Origin of the sequence: Streptomyces lichenis (assembly GCF_023218175.1) — a bacterium.
Lineage (GTDB): Bacteria > Actinomycetota > Actinomycetes > Streptomycetales > Streptomycetaceae > Streptomyces > Streptomyces lichenis.
The window spans coordinates 20,753-39,551 of sequence record NZ_JALPTH010000037.1 but is presented as its reverse complement, the minus strand read 5'-3'; the positions used below and the strand labels follow the sequence as shown (position 1 = coordinate 39,551).

The window sequence follows — 18,799 nt, the reverse complement described above, 5'->3', positions numbered from 1 at the left end:
GGCCCGGGCGGGTGGGGGGTATGGCCGCCGTGTCCGGTGCCGGGCCGCTCTTCCGCCGACCCGTCGGGCCCGGTCCGGTGGGGTACGCCGAACGCCTCGGGCAGGAGAGGGCCGGTCGCCCGGGTACGGGGGCGAGGCGGGGTCCGGTACGGGAGAGGGCCCCGGCGCGGTTGGCGGCCGGGGCCCTCTGCGGGCGGCACGCCCCTGGGGGCGGTACGGGCGGTCAGCCGCCGTAGGCGCCCGAGGCGGTGAGCCGCAGGGCGGTGTCGATCAGCGGGACATGGCTGAAGGCCTGCGGGAAATTGCCGACCTGGCGCTGGTGCCTGCTGTCCCACTCCTCGGCCAGCAGGCCCAGGTCGTTGCGGAGCCCGAGCAGCTTCTCGAAGAGCTTGCGGGCCTCGTCGACCCGGCCGATCATCGCCAGGTCGTCCGCCAGCCAGAACGAGCAGGCCAGGAACGCGCCCTCGTCGCCCTCCAGGCCGTCCACGCCCGCGTCCTCGCCCTCGGTGGGGTAGCGCAGGATGAAGCCGTCCTCGGTGGACAGCTCCCGCTGGATCGCCTCGATGGTGCCGATGACCCGCTTGTCGTCCGGCGGCAGGAAGCCCATCTGCGGGATCAGCAGCAGCGAGGCGTCCAGCTCCCGGGAGCCGTAGGACTGGGTGAAGGTGTTGCGCTCCGGGTCGTAGCCCTTCTCGCAGACGTCCCGGTGGATGTCGTCGCGCAGCTCGCGCCAGCGCTCCAGCGGGCCGTCCGCGTCACCGGACTCGATCAGCTTGATGGTGCGGTCCACCGCCACCCAGGCCATCACCTTGGAGTGGGTGAAGTGCCGGCGCGGGCCGCGCACCTCCCAGATGCCCTCGTCCGGCTCCATCCAGTGGTCCTCCAGGTACCGGATGAGCTTCAGCTGGAGCACCGAGGCGTAGTCGTTGCGGGCCAGCCCGGTCATATGGGCCAGGTGCAGGGCCTCGGTGACCTCGCCGTAGACGTCCAGCTGGAGCTGGGCCGCGGCGCCGTTGCCGACCCGTACCGGGGTGGAGCCCTCGTAGCCCGGCAGCCAGTCCAGCTCCGCCTCGCCGAGCTCCCGCTCGCCGGCGATGCCGTACATGATCTGGAGGTTCTCCGGGTCGCCGGCCACCGCGCGCAGCAGCCACTCGCGCCAGGCGCGGGCCTCCTCGCGGTAGCCGGTGCGCAGGAGGGAGGAGAGCGTGATGGCGGCGTCGCGCAGCCAGGTGTAGCGGTAGTCCCAGTTCCGTACCCCGCCGATCTCCTCCGGCAGGGAGGTGGTCGGCGCGGCGACGATCCCGCCGGTGGGCGCGTAGGTCAGCGCCTTCAGGGTGATCAGGGAGCGGATCACCGCCTCCCGGTAGGGGCCGCGGTAGGTGCACTGCTCCACCCAGTCGCGCCAGAACTCGGCGGTCGCCTCCAGGGCGCCCTCCGGGTCCGGCAGGTGCGGCTGGTTGTGGTGGGAGGGCTGCCAGCTGATGGTGAACGCGATCCGCTCGCCCGCCGAGACGGTGAAGTCCGAGTAGGTGGTGAGGTCCTTGCCGTGCGTCTCGGCCTCGGTGTCCAGCCAGACCGAGTCGGGTCCGGCGACGGCGACCGTACGGCCGTCCACCTTGTGCACCCAGGGCACGATCCGGCCGTAGGAGAAGCGCATCCGCAGCGTGGAGCGCATCTTCACCCGGCCCTTGACGCCCTCCACGATCCGCACCAGCTGCGGGGCGCCGTCACGGGGCGGCATGAAGTCGGTGACCCGTACGGTGCCGCGTCCCGGCTGGTCCCATTCGGACTCCAGGATCAGCGAGTCGCCGGCATAGCGGCGGCGGTCGGCGGTCGGCGGTTCGGCGCCCTCGGCGTGCGCCGGGCCGATCCGCCAGAATCCGTGCTCCTCGGTCCCGAGGAGGCCTGCGAAGACGGCGTGCGAATCGAAGCGGGGCAGGCACAGCCAGTCGACCGTGCCGTTCCGGCAGACCAGGGCGGCGGTCTGCATGTCTCCGATGAGTGCGTAGTCCTCGATGCGCCCGGCCACGTGCAATCTCCAGTCGAACGGCAACGTTCGCCCCGCGGGGCGCTTTCAGGGTTGGGGTCAAGGTCGCCGACGAGCGTGGTGGCAGTCCGCTTCGGGGTGTGCGGATGGTGCCGGTGGGGGTCGTCGCTCGCGGCGGATGTCCGAGCAGGATACGACGATGCCCCGGCCCTCTGTGTGATCGTCCCGAATCCGCTGTCCGGCCGGACGAGTGACCTCCGACACCTTGTGCGAAACCCATCAGCCGGGTGTGTCCGCCTGTGTGCCGGGTGTGTTCGGGAGGGGGACGGGAGGGCCGCGGAGCCGTGGTCGACGGCCGTCCTGGACGCGGCGGCCGGAGCGGGGGCGTCCGGGCGCTGATACCCTGGTAGCCCGTGGACCGGTTGGCGCCGCACCTCACCCGGCGGCCCCCGAACCGCAGCGACGGCACCACCCCCCGGAACTCCTGGGCCGGACGGACGCCGGTACGCACCTGACCCACCGCGACCACGGGAGCCCCCTCTTGGCCATGCCGTCGAAATCCACGACGACCAAGCACATCTTCGTCACCGGGGGCGTCGCCTCCTCCCTCGGCAAGGGGCTCACCGCCTCCAGCCTCGGCGCGCTGCTCAAGGCGCGCGGGCTGCGGGTGACGATGCAGAAGCTCGACCCGTACCTCAACGTCGACCCGGGCACCATGAACCCGTTCCAGCACGGCGAGGTGTTCGTCACCAACGACGGCGCCGAGACCGACCTGGACATCGGCCACTACGAGCGGTTCCTCGACGTCGACCTGGACGGCTCGGCCAACGTCACCACCGGCCAGGTCTACTCGCAGGTCATCGCCAAGGAGCGGCGCGGCGAGTACCTGGGCGACACGGTGCAGGTCATCCCGCACATCACCAACGAGATCAAGTCCCGCATCCGCCGGATGGCCACCGACGACGTGGACGTGGTGATCACCGAGGTCGGCGGCACGGTCGGCGACATCGAGTCGCTGCCGTTCCTGGAGACCGTCCGCCAGGTCCGCCACGAGGTCGGCCGGGACAACGTCTTCGTGGTGCACATCTCGCTGCTGCCCTACATCGGCCCGTCCGGCGAGCTGAAGACCAAGCCCACCCAGCACTCGGTGGCCGCGCTGCGCAACATCGGCATCCAGCCGGACGCGATCGTGCTGCGCGCCGACCGGGACGTGCCCACCGCCATCAAGCGCAAGATCTCGCTGATGTGCGACGTGGACGAGGCGGCCGTGGTCGCGGCCATCGACGCCAAGTCGATCTACGACATCCCCAAGGTGCTGCACACCGAGGGCCTGGACGCCTATGTCGTGCGCAAGCTCGACCTGCCGTTCCGGGACGTGGACTGGACGGTCTGGGACGACCTGCTGGACCGGGTGCACAACCCCGACCACGAGGTCACCGTCGCCCTGGTCGGCAAGTACATCGACCTGCCGGACGCCTATCTGTCGGTGACCGAGGCCATGCGGGCCGGCGGCTTCGCCAACAAGGCGCGAGTCAAGGTCAAGTGGGTCACCTCCGACGACTGCAAGACCCCGGCCGGCGCCGAGAAGCAGCTCGGCGACGTGGACGCCATCCTGATCCCCGGCGGCTTCGGCGAGCGCGGCGTCAACGGCAAGGTCGGCGCCATCCGCTACGCCCGCGAGAACAAGGTGCCGCTGCTCGGCATCTGCCTGGGCCTGCAGTGCATCGTGGTCGAGGCGGCGCGCAACCTCGCCGGCATCGCCGACGCCAACTCCACCGAGTTCGACGCGGCCACCGCCCACCCGGTGATCTCCACCATGGAGGAGCAGCTCGCCTATGTGGAGGGCGCCGGGGACCTCGGCGGCACCATGCGGCTGGGCATGTACCCGGCGAAGCTGGCCGAGGGCTCCATCGTCCGCGAGGTCTACGGCGACCAGCCGTACGTGGAGGAGCGCCACCGCCACCGCTACGAGGTGAACAACGCCTACCGCGCGGAGCTGGAGAAGAAGGCCGGGATCCTGTTCTCCGGCACCTCCCCGGACAACAAGCTGGTGGAGTACGTGGAGTACCCGCGCGAGGTCCACCCCTACCTGGTCGCCACCCAGGCCCACCCGGAGCTGCGCTCCCGCCCGACCCGCCCGCACCCGCTCTTCGCCGGGCTGGTCAAGGCGGCGGTGGAGCGCAAGACCGGGAAGTGAGCGGCACGCCGGCCGGAGGTTGATCCACTGGCGTTACGGTGGACCGGGGCACGCGGCCCGTCACGGGACCGCGCCCCGGTCCACCGTTTTTCCGTTCATCCAGGAGGGCGTCAGCCATGACCGCGATCAAGGACACTCCCGAGGAGTGGCGGGTCACCGCGACCTCCACGCCGTTCCGGGGAGCGAAGACCAGTGTCCGCACCGAGGACGTGGTGATGCCGGACGGCTCGGTGCACACCCGGGACTACCAGGTCCACCCCGGTTCGGTCGCCGTCCTCGCCCTCGGTGAGGACGACCAGGTGGTGGTGCTGCGCCAGTACCGCCACCCGGTGCGCCACAAGCTGTGGGAGATCCCGGCCGGGCTGCTGGACGTGCCCGGCGAGAACCCGCTGAACGCGGCGGTGCGCGAGCTGTACGAGGAGGCGCACATCAAGGCCGACGACTGGCGGGTGCTCACCGACGTCTACACCACGCCGGGCGGCTGCGACGAGGCCGTGCGGATCTTCCTCGCCCGGGGGCTGTCCGACGTGGAGGGCGAGAGGTTCGCCGCCGCGGAGGAGGAGGCCGACATGGAGCTGGCCCGGGTCCCGCTGGACGAGCTGGCCCGCCGGGTCCTCGCCGGCGACCTGCACAACAACTGCCTGGTGGTCGGCGTGCTCTCGGTCCTCGCCGCGCGCGCCGCCGCCGGCGGCCTGGACGCCCTGCGCCCGGGCGACGCCCCCTGGCCGGCCCGCCCCTTCGACAAGTAGGGGGATGGGGGCACCCCCCTTCCGGCCGGGCGCTGCTCCTCTCGGGTGACCGGTATGACGATCGGCTGATCCGATTGGGCGATGTAGGGGCCCCGCTCGGCCGGAGTGGCCCTTGTCACTGAACTACGCTCGGTGCGGGAGATCACCCGCCCGCGGAACCGCCGGCGGGATCGGCGTGTGCGCAGCGGACGGGAGCGTGGCCCGTGACGGATCAGGCGGTGGACATCGACGGGGACGGGCCGGGGCGCGAAGCCGTCCGTCCCGGTGCGCAGCCCGGGCGCCGCGCCTTCCACGGGCGGGCGCGGGAGCTGAAGGAGCTGCGGGCCGACATCGCCCGGGCGGGGCTGGACACCCTGGCGGGGCGGCCCTCGCCGCGGGCCCGGGTGCTGCTGATCGCCGGGCGCCCCGGCAGCGGGCGGACCGCGCTGGCCGAGGAGCTGGTCGCCGACCTGGCCCGGGGGTACCGGGACGGGGTGCTGCGGGCCCGGCTGACCGAGCCCGGCGGCGAGCCGGTGCCGGTCGAGCGGACCGCCCGGGACCTGCTCACGGCGGTGGGCGTCGCCGCGCCCGCGGGGGCCGGCGCCGAGGAGCTGAGCGAGCGGCTGCGCGGCGCCTTCGGCGACCGGCGGGCCCTGCTGCTGCTGGACGACGCCGCCGACGCGGAGCAGGTGGACGCGCTGCTCCCGGACAACCCCGCCTGCCTGGTGGTGGCGGTGGCCAAGGGGCCGCTCACCGGAATCCCGGACGTACGGCCGTGCACGGTGGGCGGGCTGGACGCCAAGTCCGCCATCGGGCTGCTGGAGGGGTACGCCGGGTCGGTGCGGATCACCGTGGACCCGCAGGCCGCCGAGACGCTGACCGAGCTGTGCGGCGGCCAGCCCGCCGCCCTGGTGCTGGCCGGCGGCTGGCTGGCCGCCCACCCCATGTCCTCGGTCGCCGACCTGGCCAAGCGGCTGCGCGCGCTGCCCGACGACCCCGAGCGGCCCGCCGCCGACCGGGCGCTGGCCCGCGCCTTCGCCCTCGCCTACGAGGCCCTGCCCGGCCCGGCCGCGCGCACCCTGCGGCTGCTGGCGCTCGCCCCGGTCGCGCTGGCCGACGGCCACACCGCCTCCGCGCTGGCCGGCTGCTCGGTGTCGGCCGCGGAGAGTGTTCTGGAGCGGCTCGCCACGGCGGGCTTCCTGCACCGGGGGCGGCCCGAAGGGGACGGGGGAGACGGGCAGGAGGGGCAGTACCAGGTGCCGGGGTGCCTGCTGCCGCTGCTGCGGGAGGAGCTGGAGCGGGACCGCCCGGCCGAGACCCAGCTCGCCCAGGCCCGGATGCTGGAGCGGACCGTACGGCTGCTCCAGTCCTGCCACGCGGTCACCGAGCCCGAGGGCTCCCCGGCCCGCCGCCGGCTCGCCGGACTGCCCCGGGCGCTGCGCTTCGACGGGCCCGAGGCCGCCGGGCGCTGGCTCGCCACCCGGCAGCCCGCGCTGCTGGCCTCCGCCCGGATCGCGGTGGCCGACGGAGACCTGGACACCCTCGCCCGCCGGCTGGTCGCCGCCCTGGTCAGGGCGCTCGCCGCGCACCGCGGGGCCGAGGCCGCCGCCCCCGAGCTGTACGGGCTGCACCAGCTGGTGCTGGGCGTGGCCGAGCGGCGCGGGCTGCCCCGGGAGCGGGCCGCCGCCCTGCTGAACCTGGGCGATCTGGACGCCCGCACCGGCCGCACCCGGGAGGCGCTGGCCCGCTACCGGGCCGCGCTGGACGCCGGACGGCAGGCGAACGACCCGTACGCGGTCGGCCGGGCGATGGAATCCGTAGGCGGCGCCCACCAGGAGCTGGGGGACTGGCCGCGGGCCGCCGACTGGTACGGCAGGGCGCTGGCCCAGCGGCTGGCCCGCGACGAGCGGGCGGACCAGGCGAGGCTGTACGGGCGGCTGGGCGCCGTGTACACCTACGAGGGCCGCTACGGGGAGGCGCTGCGGAACTGGCGGGCCGCCGCGGCCGGGTACCGGCGCCTGGGCGATGTCTCCGGCCACGCGCGGGCGTTGAGCGAGGCGGCCCGGGTCCAGGAGTACGCGGGGCGCCCCGAGGAGTCGCTGCGCACCTGCGAGGAGGCGGTGGAGTGCGCCCGCACCGCCAAGGACGTGCGGCTGCTGGCCGCGCTCCAGCTGCGGCTGGCCGACACCCTGGACCGGCTCGGCGACCCGGCGGCGGCCCGGTTGCACCGCGCGGCGGCTGATCGTCTGCTGGAAACGGAGGATCGTCAGGGAGGAACCCCCTCCTCCGCCTACGAAATCCGCAGTGCCTCGGCGAAAGATTAGGCATTCGCAAGGCTAGACAACCGAAGACCCTTCAATAGACTGGGTGGGCCGCAAATGAGTGCGGTCTCTCCCGGTGCGTCCAGTGCATCCGGGTATGTATTGCCTTGCCCCCCGTACCCCCCAAGCCAAGGACCGTGATCGACGTGAAGGTCGGCATCCCCCGCGAGGTCAAGAACAACGAGTTCCGGGTGGCCATCACCCCCGCCGGCGTGCACGAGCTGGTGCGCCACGGCCACCAGGTCCTCATCGAGCAGAACGCCGGCGTCGGCTCCTCGATCACGGACGCCGAGTTCGTCGCGGCCGGCGCGCGGATCCTCCCCACCGCGGACGAGGTCTGGGCCACCGCCGACCTGCTGCTCAAGGTCAAGGAGCCGATCGCGGAGGAGTACCACCGCCTCCGCAAGGACCAGACCCTCTTCACCTACCTGCACCTCGCCGCCTCCCGCGAGTGCACGGACGCGCTGCTGGCCTCCGGCACCACCGCCATCGCCTACGAGACGGTGGAGACCGCCAACCGCGCCCTGCCGCTGCTCGCCCCGATGTCCGAGGTCGCGGGCCGGCTCGCCCCGCAGGTCGGCGCCTACCACCTGATGCGCTCGGCCGGCGGCCGCGGCGTGCTCCCCGGCGGCGTCCCCGGCACCCACGCCGGCGAGGCCGTGGTCATCGGCGGCGGCGTCTCCGGCTGGAACGCCGCGCAGATCGCCATCGGCCTGGGCTTCCACGTGACCCTGCTCGACAGGGACATCAACAAGCTCCGCGAGGCCGACCGGATCTTCGGCACGAAGATCAAGACCATCGTCTCCAACACCTTCGAGCTGGAGAAGGCCGTCGTCGAGGCCGACCTGGTGGTCGGCGCCGTCCTCATCCCGGGTGCCAAGGCCCCGAAGCTGGTCACCAACGAGCTGGTCGCCCGGATGAAGCCCGGAAGTGTCCTTGTCGACATCGCCATCGACCAGGGCGGCTGCTTCGAGGACTCCCGTCCCACCACCCACGCCGAGCCGACCTTCCCGGTCCACAACTCGGTCTTCTACTGCGTGGCCAACATGCCGGGCGCGGTGCCGAACACCTCCACCTACGCGCTGACCAACGCCACGCTCCCCTACATCGTGTCGCTGGCCGACAACGGCTGGGTCGAGGCGCTGCGCCGCGACCCCGCGCTCGCCAAGGGCCTCAACACCCATGACGGCAAGGTCGTCTACCGCGAGGTCGCCGAGGCCCACAACCTGGAGCACGTCGAACTCGGCTCGCTCATCGGCTGATCCCGGCCGAACCTCCCGGCGGCCGTCAACGGCCGTCCGCCAACGTCACGCGTCCGGCCGGACCTTGCTCGCCAGGGTCCGGCCGGACGCGTGCGTGTTTCCCGGCCGGACGGCCGGTCCACCGGGTCCGCGACCGGCCCGTACACCGTCTGACGGGTGGTCAAGTCGCGTTGAACGTCGTACTTCAGCCGTTTCGCGCCCGCCGGAAACCATGCGGATGAGCGGCCTCACACCCTTGACAGGAAGCCGTCGCACCGCCGACACATCCGCCCGCGTCCCGCCGATTGTGTTGCTGCGGAGCGGTGACACGCCATAGAGTCGCCAACCGTCGGCATAGTGCCACGCTGACCTATCGATAAGTTTCCTGGTTCCGTCCAAGGAGGTAAGACGACTTGTGAATGAGTCGACATTTACTCTCGGAGGCGGGGCAACGGGAACGTACGTGCCGCACCAGCACATGACGACAGCCCACACGACGAAGATGACGGACGGCCAACACGTGAACGCCACGGCCGGCAACGAGAGTGGCCGAGAGTCCACCCATTTCGCCGCCTACGAGGAAGCCCCCGAGGGTCACTTCTACGACCCCGACGCCGAGTACGAGCCCGATCCGGAGTACGCGGCCACCCTCGCGCCCGACGCGGCCCGCCAGCGCCGCGAGCGCATCGGCCCCACCGGGCGCCCGCTGCCGTACTTCCCGATCCCGGGCCCGCTGACCGAGCACGGCCCCGCGAAGATCATCGCGATGTGCAACCAGAAGGGCGGCGTCGGCAAGACCACGTCGACCATCAACCTCGGCGCCGCGCTCGCCGAGTACGGCCGCCGGGTGCTGCTGGTCGACTTCGACCCGCAGGGCGCCCTCTCGGTCGGCCTCGGGGTCAACCCGATGGAGCTCGACCTCACCGTCTACAACCTGCTCATGGAGCGGGGCATGTCGGCGGACGAGGTCCTGCTGAAGACCGCCGTGCCCAACATGGACCTGCTGCCCAGCAACATCGACCTGTCGGCGGCCGAGGTCCAGCTGGTCAGCGAGGTCGCCCGGGAGTCGACCCTGCAGCGCGCCCTGAAGCCGCTGCTCAACGACTACGACTACATCGTGATCGACTGTCAGCCCTCGCTCGGTCTGCTGACCGTCAACGCGCTGACCGCCGCGCACAAGGTGATAGTGCCGCTGGAGTGCGAGTTCTTCGCGCTGCGCGGGGTCGCCCTGCTCACCGAGACCATCGAGAAGGTGCAGGAGCGGCTCAACCCGGAGCTGGAGCTCGACGGCATCCTCGCCACCATGTACGACTCGCGCACCGTGCACAGCCGCGAGGTGCTGGCCCGGGTGGTGGAGGCCTTCGACGACCACGTCTACCACACCGTGATCGGCCGTACCGTGCGCTTCCCGGAGACCACGGTCGCGGGCGAGCCCATCACCACCTACGCCTCCAACTCGGTCGGTGCGGCCGCCTACCGCCAGCTCGCCAGGGAGGTGCTCGCCCGGTGTCACGCCGAGTGAGTCTGCCCGGTGCCGACGAGTTGTTCCGCACGACCGGGGGGACGGCGCTGCAGTCGCCCACCCCGCGCCGCCAGCCCGGCGGCGAGCCCCGGGTGCCCGCGCCCGCGGCCGAGAGCGACCCCGCGGCCGTACCGGCCGCGGAAGGCCGGGAGGCCGGCGAGGCCAGGGACGGCCGGGGGACCCGGGAGGCCCGGGAGCGGTCGCAGGACGGCGAGCACACGGCCGCCGAGCCGGCCGAGCCGCGTGGGCGCCCCGCCGCGGCGGCCGACTCCGCGTCGGGCGGCTCCGGCGGGGACGGCAAGGACGGCGGGGCCCAGGCGCGCCGCCGAGGCCGCGCCGCCGGGCGCCGGCCCAGCGGCCGGGAGCGGCACGACGAGAAGATCACGGTCTATGTCTCCGCCGAGGAGCTGATGGACCTGGAGCACGCCCGGCTGGTGCTCCGCGGCGAGCACGGCCTCGCCGTGGACCGCGGCCGCATCGTGCGCGAGGCGGTCGCCGTGGTGCTGGCCGACCTGGAGTCCCGGGGCGACGCGAGCATCCTGGTACGGCGGCTGCGCGGGCGCTGACGGTACCCTGCGCGGGCCCGCCGTACCGTTTCCCCCCCGCCTGGACCACGATGCCGCCCCCGCACCACCCCCGCCCCGCCTCCCGCCGCCCCCTCGGCCGCGGCCCGGGCCCGGCGACGCCCGCCCCGGACGCGGTACGGGACGAGGAGGGCGCCCGCCCGGGGCCGGCGACGGCCGCGACGGCGCCGGACGCGCCCACGACAGACGGCCACCCCGAGCCCGTACACGGCCTGGAGCCCGATCCCGTACCCGAGGCGGCCCCCGAGCCCGTACCGGAGGCCGCCCAGGACCCGGGCGCCGCCCCCGAGCCGTCCGCGACCGGCCGGTTCACCGTGCGGCTGGCGAACTTCGAGGGGCCGTTCGACCTGCTGCTCCAGCTGATCGCCAAGCACAAGCTGGACGTCACCGAGGTGGCGCTGTCCAAGGTCACCGACGAGTTCATGGCGTACATCCGGGCCATGGGGCCGGACGGGGACCTCGACCAGACCACCGAGTTCCTGGTGGTCGCCGCGACCCTGCTGGACCTCAAGGCGGCCCGGCTGCTGCCCGCCGCCGAGGTGGAGGACGAGGCCGACCTCGCCCTGCTGGAGGCGCGCGACCTGCTCTTCGCGCGGCTGCTCCAGTACCGGGCCTACAAGCAGGTCGCGGCGATCCTCGACGGGCGGATGGACACCGAGGGCCGGCGCTATCCGCGTACCGTCGGACTGGAACCGCACCACGCCGAGCTGCTGCCGGAGGTGGTGATCAGCATCGGGGCGGAGGGGTTCGCCCGGCTGGCCGTGAAGGCGATGCAGCCCAAGGCCAGGCCCCAGGTGTACGTGGACCACATCCACGCCCCGCTGGTCAGTGTCCGGGAGCAGGCCGAGGTGCTGGTGGCCCGGCTGCGCGCCCACGGCGAGCTGCGCTTCCGCGAGCTGGCCGCCGACGCCCCGGACACCCTCACCGTGGTCGCCCGCTTCCTGGCGCTGCTTGAGCTGTACCGGGACCGGGCGGTCGCCCTGGACCAGGACGAGGCGCTGGGCGAGCTGACCGTGCGCTGGACCGGGTCGGCGGACGGGGCTCCGACGGTCACCGACGAGTTCGACCAGGCCGGGGGAGAGCAGGGAGAGCAGGGAGAGGCGGAGTGAGGGAGACGGACGGCGGCGCATCGGCGGCCGCGGGGCTGGAGCTGCGGCCCGCGCTGGAGGCCGTGCTGATGGTGGTGGACGAGCCGGCCACCGAGGAGCAGCTGGCCAAGGTGCTCGGCCGGACCCCGCGCGAGGTGGCGGAGGCGCTGCGCGAACTGGCCGACGAGTACGAGGTCCAGCGGCGCGGCTTCGAGCTGCGGCTGGTCGCCGGCGGCTGGCGGTACTACACCCGCCCCGCCTACGCCCCGGCCGTGGAGAACTTCGTCCTGGACGGCCAGCAGGCCCGGCTGACCCAGGCCGCGCTGGAGACCCTGGCCGTGGTCGCCTACCGCCAGCCGGTCAGCCGCTCCCGGGTCTCGGCGGTGCGCGGGGTGAACTGCGACGGGGTGATGCGCACCCTGCTCCAGCGGAGCCTGGTGGAGGAGGCGGGCACGGAACCCGTCACAGGTGCGATCCTGTACAGGACGACGAACTACTTCCTGGAGCGGATGGGCCTGCGCGGCCTGGACGAGCTCCCGGAGCTCGCGCCCTTCCTGCCCGAGGCGGAGGCGATCGAGGCCGAGACCCAGGAAGGGGTCCCGTCGTTCGATCCGGACGCCCCGGACACCGATGACGACGACAAGACGACGGACTTTTGATGCGAAGCAGCGGCAGCGGCAGGAACAGCGGCGGCAACACCGGACGCGGTGCGAACAGCGGACGCGGCGGCAGCGGGAACACCGGCCGCGGCAACTTCCGCGGCGCCGGCAACGGCCGGGACGACCGGCAGCAGGGCGGAGCCGGAGCCGGCAGGCCCCGCAAGCCGCGCCCCGAGGAGCGCCGCTACGACGTGGGCGGCACCCAGGACGCCGGCGGCCCGGGCCCGAAGAAGGGGCGCGGCGCGGCGGCCCGCGGCGGCGCCAAGGGCGGCCCCAAGCAGCCGACCACCCCGCAGCGGGGCCGGGGCTCCCGTACCGCCCCGGGCCGTTCCCGCGAGTACGACGCCCGCGCCGAGGAGCGCAACCGCGAGCGGTACGCCGGCAAGCCGGAGGTCAAGACGCCCAAGACCTTCGGCGAGCAGGAGGGCGAGCGCCTGCAGAAGGTGCTGGCCCGGGCCGGTATGGGCTCCCGGCGGGCCTGTGAGGAGCTGATCGACGCGGGCCGGGTCGAGGTCAACGGCGAGATCGTGATGGAGCAGGGCACCCGGGTCGACCCGGAGCACGACGAGATCAAGGTCGACGGGCTGACCGTGGCGACCCAGTCGTACCTGTTCTTCGCGCTGAACAAGCCGGCCGGGGTGGTCTCCACCATGGAGGACCCGGACGGCCGCCAGTGCCTGGGCGACTACGTCACCAACCGGGAGACCCGGCTCTTCCACGTCGGCCGGCTGGACACCGAGACCGAGGGCATCATCCTGCTCACCAACCACGGCGAGCTGGCCCACCGCCTCACCCACCCCAAGTACGGCGTGAAGAAGACCTATCTGGCCGCCATCACCGGCCCGCTGCCCCGCGAGGTCGGCCGCATGCTCAAGGACGGCATCCAGCTGGAGGACGGCTACGCCCGCGCCGACCACTTCCGGGTGGTCGAGCAGACCGGCAAGAACTACCTGGTCGAGGTGGAGCTGCACGAGGGCCGCAAGCACATCGTGCGCCGGATGCTGGCCGAGGCCGGCTTCCCGGTGGAGAAGCTGGTGCGGACCGCGTTCGGCCCGATCCAGCTCGGCGACCAGAAGTCCGGCTGGCTGCGCCGGATGACCAACACCGAGGTCGGGATGCTGATGAAGGAGGTCGGTCTCTAGGACCGGCCCTCTTCTCGAAGCCTTCGGGAGCCCGCGACCGCACCCCGGTCGCGGGCTCCCGGCGTGTGCGGGGGCGGTAAGAGGGTTGTGGCGGCCGCCCGGAGGCATTTATAGTCAGGGTGACTCTTAAGGAGGTCGGCGTGAGCCTCGCGGACATGCTCGAACCCGTACAGCGCCCGCTGTTCACCCTGCTGGACACCCCGGTCAGCCTCACCGAGGTGCTCGGCTTCGGCAGCGGCGCCCTCTGCGTCTGGCTCGTCGCCCGGCAGCACATCGCCAACTGGCCCATCGGCATCGCCAACAACCTGTTCTTCATCCTGCTGTTCACCCAGGCCGGGCTGTACGCCGACGCCGGCCTCCAGATCGTCTTCATCGCCCTCGCCGCGTACGGCTGGTGGACCTGGACCCACGGGGGTGGCCCGGGCTCCGACACCCTGCCGGTGCGGCGCACCACCCGCACCGAGTGGCTGTGGCTGCTCGCGGCGGGGGCGGTGGGGACCGCCGGACTCGCTCTGCTGCTGGACCACGCCACCGACTCCACCGTCCCGTTCTGGGACGCGCTGACCACCGGGCTGTCCCTGATGGCCACCTACGGGCAGTGCCGCAAGCGGCTGGAGTCCTGGTGGCTGTGGATCGCCGCCGACCTGGTCTACATCCCGCTCTACGCGCACAAGGGGCTGTATCTGACCTCGCTGCTGTACGCCGGGTTCCTGGCGCTGTGCGTGGCCGGACTGCTCAACTGGCGCCGCGATCTGACGGCCCCCCAGCGGCGCGCCGCGGTGGAGGCGGTCGTATGAGCCGCCACGGCCACGGGCTGGTGCTCGGCAAGTTCTATCCGCCGCACGCCGGCCACCACCATCTGGTGCGCACCGCCGCCGAGCGCTGCGAGCGGCTTACCGTGCTGGTCTGCGCCGCCTCCGTGGAGAGCGTCCCGCTGGCCGACCGGGTCGCCTGGATGCGCGAGGCACACCCCGGCGTCCGGGTGGTCGGGGCGGTGGACGACCATCCGGTGGACCTGCTCGACCCGGCCGTCTGGGACGCCCATATGGCCGTCTTCACCGGGGCCGTCCCGGAGCCGGTGGACGCGGTGTTCAGCTCGGAGGCGTACGGGGACGAGCTGGCCCGCCGGTTCGGCGCGGCGCACGTCCCGGTGGACCCGGACCGCACCGCGTACCCGGTCTCCGGCACCGCCGTCCGCAAGGACCCGGTCGGCAACTGGGCCTTCCTCTCGGCCCCGGTCCGGGCCGCGCTCACCCGCCGGGTGGTCGTCCTGGGCGCCGAGTCCACCGGCACCACCACCCTGGCCCGGGCCCTGGCTGATCACTACCGGGCCCGCGGCGGGGTGTGGGCGGACACCGGGTACGTGGCCGAGTACGGGCGCGAGTACAGCGAGCGCAAGCTCGCCGAGGTGCGGGCCGCCCGCCCGGGCGCCGACTGGTCCGAGGTGGCCTTCGCCTCCGCCGAGTTCCCGGTCATCGCCCGGGAGCAGGCGGCCCGCGAACAGGCCGCCGCCCGGGCCGGCTCGCCGGTGCTCTTCTGCGACACCGACGCCTTCGCCACCACCATCTGGCACGAGCGGTACCTGGGCGGGGCCTACCCGGCCGAGCCCGAACCGCGCACCCAGCACCTGTGGATCCTCACCGACCACACCGGGGTGCCCTTCGAGGACGACGGGCTGCGCGACGGCGAGCACCTGCGGCCCTGGATGACCCGGCGGTTCCGCGCCGAACTGGCCCGTACCGGACGGCGTACCGTCGAGGTGACCGGCCCGCACGAGCACCGGCTCGCCACCGCCGCCGCCGCGGTGGACGCCCTGCTCGCGGAGGGCTCCGGCCTCGCCGACCCCCTCCCGGAGCGCCGCTGATGACCGCCCCGGATCAGCAGGGCAGCCACCCGCCCGACTACGACCCGCGCGCCTTCCCGCCGTTCGCGGTCACCGTGGACCTGGCGGTCTTCACCCTGCGCGCCGACCGGCTGCACGTACTGCTGATACGGCGCGGCCAGACCCCGTACCAGGGCGACTGGGCGCTGCCCGGGGGCTTCGTCCGGCCCCGGGAGTCGGCCGGCGGCGCCGCCCGCCGGGAGCTCGCCGAGGAGACCGGGCTGTCCGAGGCCACCGCCGCCCACCTGCACCTGGAACAGCTCGCCACCTACAGCGAACCCGACCGCGACCCCAGGATGCGCGTGGTCTCCGTCGCCTACACCGCCCTCGGTCCCGGGCTGCCCGAACCGCGCGGCGGCGGCGACGCGGCGGACGCCCGGTGGCTCCCGTACGGGACGCAGGGCCCGCTCGCCTTCGACCACGACGCCATCCTGGCCGATGCCCACCGGCGGATCGGCGCCAAGCTGGAGTACACCTGCCTGGCCACCGCCTTCTGCCCGCCCGTCTTCACCCTCGGCGAGCTGCGCGGGGTGTACGAGGCGGTCTGGGGCGTCGAGCTGGACCGGCCCAACTTCCGCCGCAAGGTCCTCTCCACGCCCGGCTTCGTCCAGGCCGTGGACGGACCGCCCAAGCTCACCGGCGGCCGGGGCAAACCGGCCGCCCTTTACCGCGCGGGCGGCGCCACCGCCCTCCACCCGCCGCTGCTGCGGCCCTGAGCACCGAGAACGGGGACGACGAATGAACGGGGACAGCACATGACCACCGAGCACACCGGGGCAGCCCGGCCGCGTACCACCGTCAAGCAGGCCGCCACCGGGGCGCTCACCGGGCTGGCGCTCGGCGACGCCCTCGGCTTCCCGACCGAGTTCAGCGACCTGCCGATGATCTTCCGCAAGGTCGGGCCGTGGCGGGAGATGGCGCTGCCCACCCCGGCCGTCGTCACCGACGACACCCAGATGACCCTGGCCGTGGCCCGCGCGCTGCGCACCGCCCAGGCCCGCGGCCCGCTCGCCCCGCTGCGGTTCACCTCGCCGCTGCGCGAGGAGTACGTCGCGTGGTACCGCTCGCCCGAGAACAACCGCGCCCCCGGCCAGACCTGTATGCAGGCCTGCCACGCCCTGGCCGGCGACCTGCCCTGGCAGCAGGCCGGCCGCATCCACTCCAAGGGCTGCGGCGCCAACATGCGGGTCGCCCCGGTCGGCCTGGTCCCCGGACTGAGCGAGACCCAGCGGGCCGGCGCCGCCCAGCTCCAGTCCGCCCTCACCCACGGCCACCCCACCGCGCTCGCCGCCTCCGACCTCACCGCCCGCGCCGTCTACCTGCTGGCCCAGGGCGCCGAACCGCTCGGCCTGGTCGGGCTGCTGCGCTCCTACGCGTACGAGAACCGCTCCTGCTACCACGAGGCCTGGCTCGGCGACCTGTGGACCCGCAGCCAGGACCCCACCCCCCAGCACTTCATCCAGCGCGGCTGGGACGAGTGCCTGGCCGTCCTGGAGAACCTGGCCACGGCCGTCCGCACCGCCAACCCCGAGGCCGACCCGTGCCTGCTCACCGGTGAGGGCTGGATCGCCGAGGAGGCCCTGGCCACCGGGCTGCTCTGCTTCCTGCTCTTCCCCGACGAACCGGTCACCGCCATCCGCCGGGCCGCCTGCACCTCCGGCGACTCCGACTCCATCGCCTGCCTCACCGGCGCCTTCGCCGGAGCCCATCTGGGCGCCGCCGCCTGGCCCAAGGAGTGGGCCGAACGGATCGAGTACCGCAGTGAGCTCCTCACCCTCGGCGCGCTCTGGGATTCTTGATCGCATGACCGCACTCGTGGACCTCCCCGACCTGGCCTCCGTCGTCGCCGAGCAGCCGGATCCGCTGCTGTTCGCCACCGTCTCCGGCGCGCATCTGTACGGCTTCCCGTCCCGCGACTCGGACGTGGACCTGCGCGGGGCGCACCTGCTGCCGGTGGAGGCGCTCACCGGGCTGCGCGAGCCCGAGGAGACCAGGTCGCGGATGTGGGACCGGGACGGCGTGGAGATGGACCTGGTCAGCCACGACCTGCGCAAGTTCGTCCGGCTGATGCTCGGCCGCAACGGCTACGTCCTGGAGCAGCTGCTCTCCCCGCTGGTCGCCCACACCACCGACGCCCACGCCGAGCTGTGCGCCCTCGCCCCCGGGGTGCTCACCTCCCACCACGCCCACCACTACCGGGGGTTCGCAGGCACCCAGTGGCGGCTGTTCGAGAAGAGCGGCGAGCTCAAGCCGCTGCTCTACACCTTCCGGGCGCTGCTCACCGGCATCCATCTGATGCGCACCGGCGAGGTGGTCGCCCATCTGCCCACCCTGCTCGGCGCGGTGCCCGCCCCGGACTACCTGGCCGAGCTGATCGCCGCCAAGGCCGACGCCGAGCACGGCCCCGCCGACGGGGTGGACCGCGAGCGGGTCCACGCCGACATCGAGGCCCTGCACACCGTGCTGGACGAGGCCGAGACCGCCACCGCCCTGCCCGGCGCGCCCACCGCCTTCGACGCCCTGCACGACTTCGTCGTCCGGGTGCGGGTGGAAGGACCGGGGCGGGTCCAGTCGGCGGGGGAGGAGGACGGGCAGGACTGAGCGGGGGTGCGGGGAGCGGTGCGGGGTCAGGCCCCCGGTCGTACGGCCGCCGTGTGCCCGGCCCCCGCCACTCGCTCTACGCGCCCCCCGTCCGCCGCCAGCGCCGAGGCCCGGCGGACGCGGTAGAGGAAGTCCTCCACCGCCCCGGTGTCCGGCTCGGCCGGCAGCGGGGAGCCCTCGGCGGCCCGGTCCGCCTCCTCGGCCAGCCGGGCCATCCACCGCTCCACCTCGTCCCAGGCCACCTCGCCCCGCTTCACCGCCAGCAGCCGGTCCCGGCCGGCGCCCGCGTCGATCACCAGCTCACCGGTGCGCAGCAGGTCCCGGCAACTGCCCAGCAGCCGCAGCAGATGCATCGCGTGCTTCCAGCGGGGCTCCCCGTACTGCCGGACGTCCGCCTCCAGCTTGCGGCGCTGCGCCACCGCGTACCGCACGAAGGTGGTGTGCGCCCGCCGGGACAGGAACGCCCCGCGCAGCGCCAGCAGTTCGCGGCCGGTGGCGTCCGCGTACTCCACCAGCGGCGAGTGCAGGCACTCCAGGATGTTCGGATTGGCCCGCAGCGCCAGCTCGCAGAACCGTTCCAGCTCCCAGCTGAACTGCTCCTCCGCGGGCCCCTCCACATGCGTCGGCGGCTTGGTGAACCGCCACTGGAGCGCGGTCGGCGCCAGGAACACCCCGCGCCGGTCGGTGTCGCTGCCCTCGGTCGCCAGCCCGAAGGCCCGCGAGCCCATCACACAGGAGTAGACCGTGTGCTCCCGCACCAGCCGCTCCCCGGTCAGCCCGCAGTCCCCGTCCCCGTACGTCATGGGCCCCGACCCTAGCCGCCACCTCCCCGGCTCCGGGACACTGG

General features: G+C 73.4%; 16 protein-coding genes. 14 read left to right on the top strand and 2 right to left on the bottom strand.

The window, feature by feature from the left end:
• Nucleotides 1–223 precede the first annotated feature (223 nt).
• Nucleotides 224–2,029, bottom strand: coding sequence for a glycoside hydrolase family 15 protein (locus M1O15_RS28300; protein WP_248637054.1), 1,806 nt, complete (start codon nucleotides 2,027–2,029; stop codon nucleotides 224–226).
• Between the two features lie 505 nt (nucleotides 2,030–2,534).
• Between M1O15_RS28300 and pyrG the strand changes: the two genes are divergently transcribed.
• From pyrG to M1O15_RS28230, 14 genes are all read left to right on the top strand, one after another.
• Entirely contained in the window at nucleotides 2,535–4,184 is a 1,650-nt protein-coding gene (gene pyrG, locus M1O15_RS28295) for a CTP synthase (RefSeq protein WP_248637053.1), read from the top strand.
• Between the two features lie 116 nt (nucleotides 4,185–4,300).
• Nucleotides 4,301–4,933 (top strand): NUDIX domain-containing protein, encoded by a 633-nt coding sequence (locus M1O15_RS28290; RefSeq protein ID WP_248637052.1) that lies wholly within the window; start codon nucleotides 4,301–4,303, stop codon nucleotides 4,931–4,933.
• Between the two features lie 203 nt (nucleotides 4,934–5,136).
• A complete protein-coding gene (locus M1O15_RS28285) occupies nucleotides 5,137–7,236 on the top strand; it encodes a tetratricopeptide repeat protein (protein ID WP_248637051.1) in 2,100 nt (699 codons plus the stop codon).
• Nucleotides 7,237–7,379: 143 nt separating this feature from the next.
• Nucleotides 7,380–8,495 carry an alanine dehydrogenase gene (gene ald, locus M1O15_RS28280; RefSeq protein ID WP_248637064.1) on the top strand — a complete coding sequence of 372 codons (1,116 nt, stop codon included), beginning with the start codon at nucleotides 7,380–7,382 and terminating at the stop codon, nucleotides 8,493–8,495.
• 457 nt (nucleotides 8,496–8,952) lie between these two features.
• Nucleotides 8,953–9,996, top strand: coding sequence for a ParA family protein (locus M1O15_RS28275; RefSeq protein WP_248637050.1), 1,044 nt, complete (start codon nucleotides 8,953–8,955; stop codon nucleotides 9,994–9,996).
• On the top strand, nucleotides 9,981–10,562 hold the full coding sequence (locus M1O15_RS28270; RefSeq protein ID WP_248637049.1) for a hypothetical protein: 582 nt from the start codon (nucleotides 9,981–9,983) through the stop codon (nucleotides 10,560–10,562). Before M1O15_RS28275 ends, M1O15_RS28270 begins: the two co-directional genes overlap by 16 nt.
• Nucleotides 10,563–10,612: 50 nt before the next feature.
• Nucleotides 10,613–11,689, top strand: a complete 1,077-nt coding sequence (locus M1O15_RS28265) for a segregation/condensation protein A (protein ID WP_248637048.1) — start codon at nucleotides 10,613–10,615, stop codon at nucleotides 11,687–11,689.
• Complete coding sequence (scpB, locus tag M1O15_RS28260; RefSeq protein ID WP_248637047.1) at nucleotides 11,686–12,327, top strand: SMC-Scp complex subunit ScpB; 642 nt, start codon at nucleotides 11,686–11,688, stop codon at nucleotides 12,325–12,327. The genes M1O15_RS28265 and scpB overlap by 4 nt, the downstream gene beginning before the upstream one ends.
• Nucleotides 12,327–13,469 carry a pseudouridine synthase gene (locus tag M1O15_RS28255; protein WP_248637046.1) on the top strand — a complete coding sequence of 381 codons (1,143 nt, stop codon included), beginning with the start codon at nucleotides 12,327–12,329 and terminating at the stop codon, nucleotides 13,467–13,469. Before scpB ends, M1O15_RS28255 begins: the two co-directional genes overlap by 1 nt.
• A 140-nt stretch (nucleotides 13,470–13,609) precedes the next feature.
• Nucleotides 13,610–14,266, top strand: coding sequence for a nicotinamide riboside transporter PnuC (gene pnuC / locus M1O15_RS28250; protein WP_248637045.1), 657 nt, complete (start codon nucleotides 13,610–13,612; stop codon nucleotides 14,264–14,266).
• A complete protein-coding gene (locus M1O15_RS28245; protein ID WP_248637044.1) occupies nucleotides 14,263–15,333 on the top strand; it encodes an AAA family ATPase in 1,071 nt (356 codons plus the stop codon). Before pnuC ends, M1O15_RS28245 begins: the two co-directional genes overlap by 4 nt.
• Entirely contained in the window at nucleotides 15,333–16,067 is a 735-nt protein-coding gene (locus M1O15_RS28240) for an NUDIX hydrolase (protein WP_248637043.1), read from the top strand. Before M1O15_RS28245 ends, M1O15_RS28240 begins: the two co-directional genes overlap by 1 nt.
• 39 nt (nucleotides 16,068–16,106) lie before the next feature.
• Nucleotides 16,107–17,150, top strand: a complete 1,044-nt coding sequence (locus M1O15_RS28235; RefSeq protein ID WP_248637042.1) for an ADP-ribosylglycohydrolase family protein — start codon at nucleotides 16,107–16,109, stop codon at nucleotides 17,148–17,150.
• 4 nt (nucleotides 17,151–17,154) lie between these two features.
• Nucleotides 17,155–17,952: a nucleotidyltransferase domain-containing protein gene (locus M1O15_RS28230; protein WP_248637041.1), complete on the top strand. Its 798-nt coding sequence runs from the start codon at nucleotides 17,155–17,157 to the stop codon at nucleotides 17,950–17,952.
• Nucleotides 17,953–17,978: 26 nt separating this feature from the next.
• Here M1O15_RS28230 and M1O15_RS28225 read toward each other — a convergent pair whose 3' ends face one another.
• Nucleotides 17,979–18,755 carry a nucleotidyltransferase domain-containing protein gene (locus M1O15_RS28225; RefSeq protein WP_248637040.1) on the bottom strand — a complete coding sequence of 259 codons (777 nt, stop codon included), beginning with the start codon at nucleotides 18,753–18,755 and terminating at the stop codon, nucleotides 17,979–17,981.
• Between the last annotated feature and the right edge of the window lie 44 nt (nucleotides 18,756–18,799).

Coding starts and splice junctions, on each gene's coding strand:
- M1O15_RS28275 (WP_248637050.1), top strand. CDS start 8,953: ATGACGACAGCCCACACGACGAAGATGACGGACGGCCAACACGTGAAC.
- M1O15_RS28225 (WP_248637040.1), bottom strand. CDS start 18,755: ATGACGTACGGGGACGGGGACTGCGGGCTGACCGGGGAGCGGCTGGTG.
- M1O15_RS28230 (WP_248637041.1), top strand. CDS start 17,155: ATGACCGCACTCGTGGACCTCCCCGACCTGGCCTCCGTCGTCGCCGAG.
- M1O15_RS28255 (WP_248637046.1), top strand. CDS start 12,327: ATGCGAAGCAGCGGCAGCGGCAGGAACAGCGGCGGCAACACCGGACGC.
- M1O15_RS28245 (WP_248637044.1), top strand. CDS start 14,263: ATGAGCCGCCACGGCCACGGGCTGGTGCTCGGCAAGTTCTATCCGCCG.
- M1O15_RS28235 (WP_248637042.1), top strand. CDS start 16,107: ATGACCACCGAGCACACCGGGGCAGCCCGGCCGCGTACCACCGTCAAG.
- M1O15_RS28290 (WP_248637052.1), top strand. CDS start 4,301: ATGACCGCGATCAAGGACACTCCCGAGGAGTGGCGGGTCACCGCGACC.
- pyrG (WP_248637053.1), top strand. CDS start 2,535: ATGCCGTCGAAATCCACGACGACCAAGCACATCTTCGTCACCGGGGGC.
- M1O15_RS28265 (WP_248637048.1), top strand. CDS start 10,613: ATGCCGCCCCCGCACCACCCCCGCCCCGCCTCCCGCCGCCCCCTCGGC.
- M1O15_RS28240 (WP_248637043.1), top strand. CDS start 15,333: ATGACCGCCCCGGATCAGCAGGGCAGCCACCCGCCCGACTACGACCCG.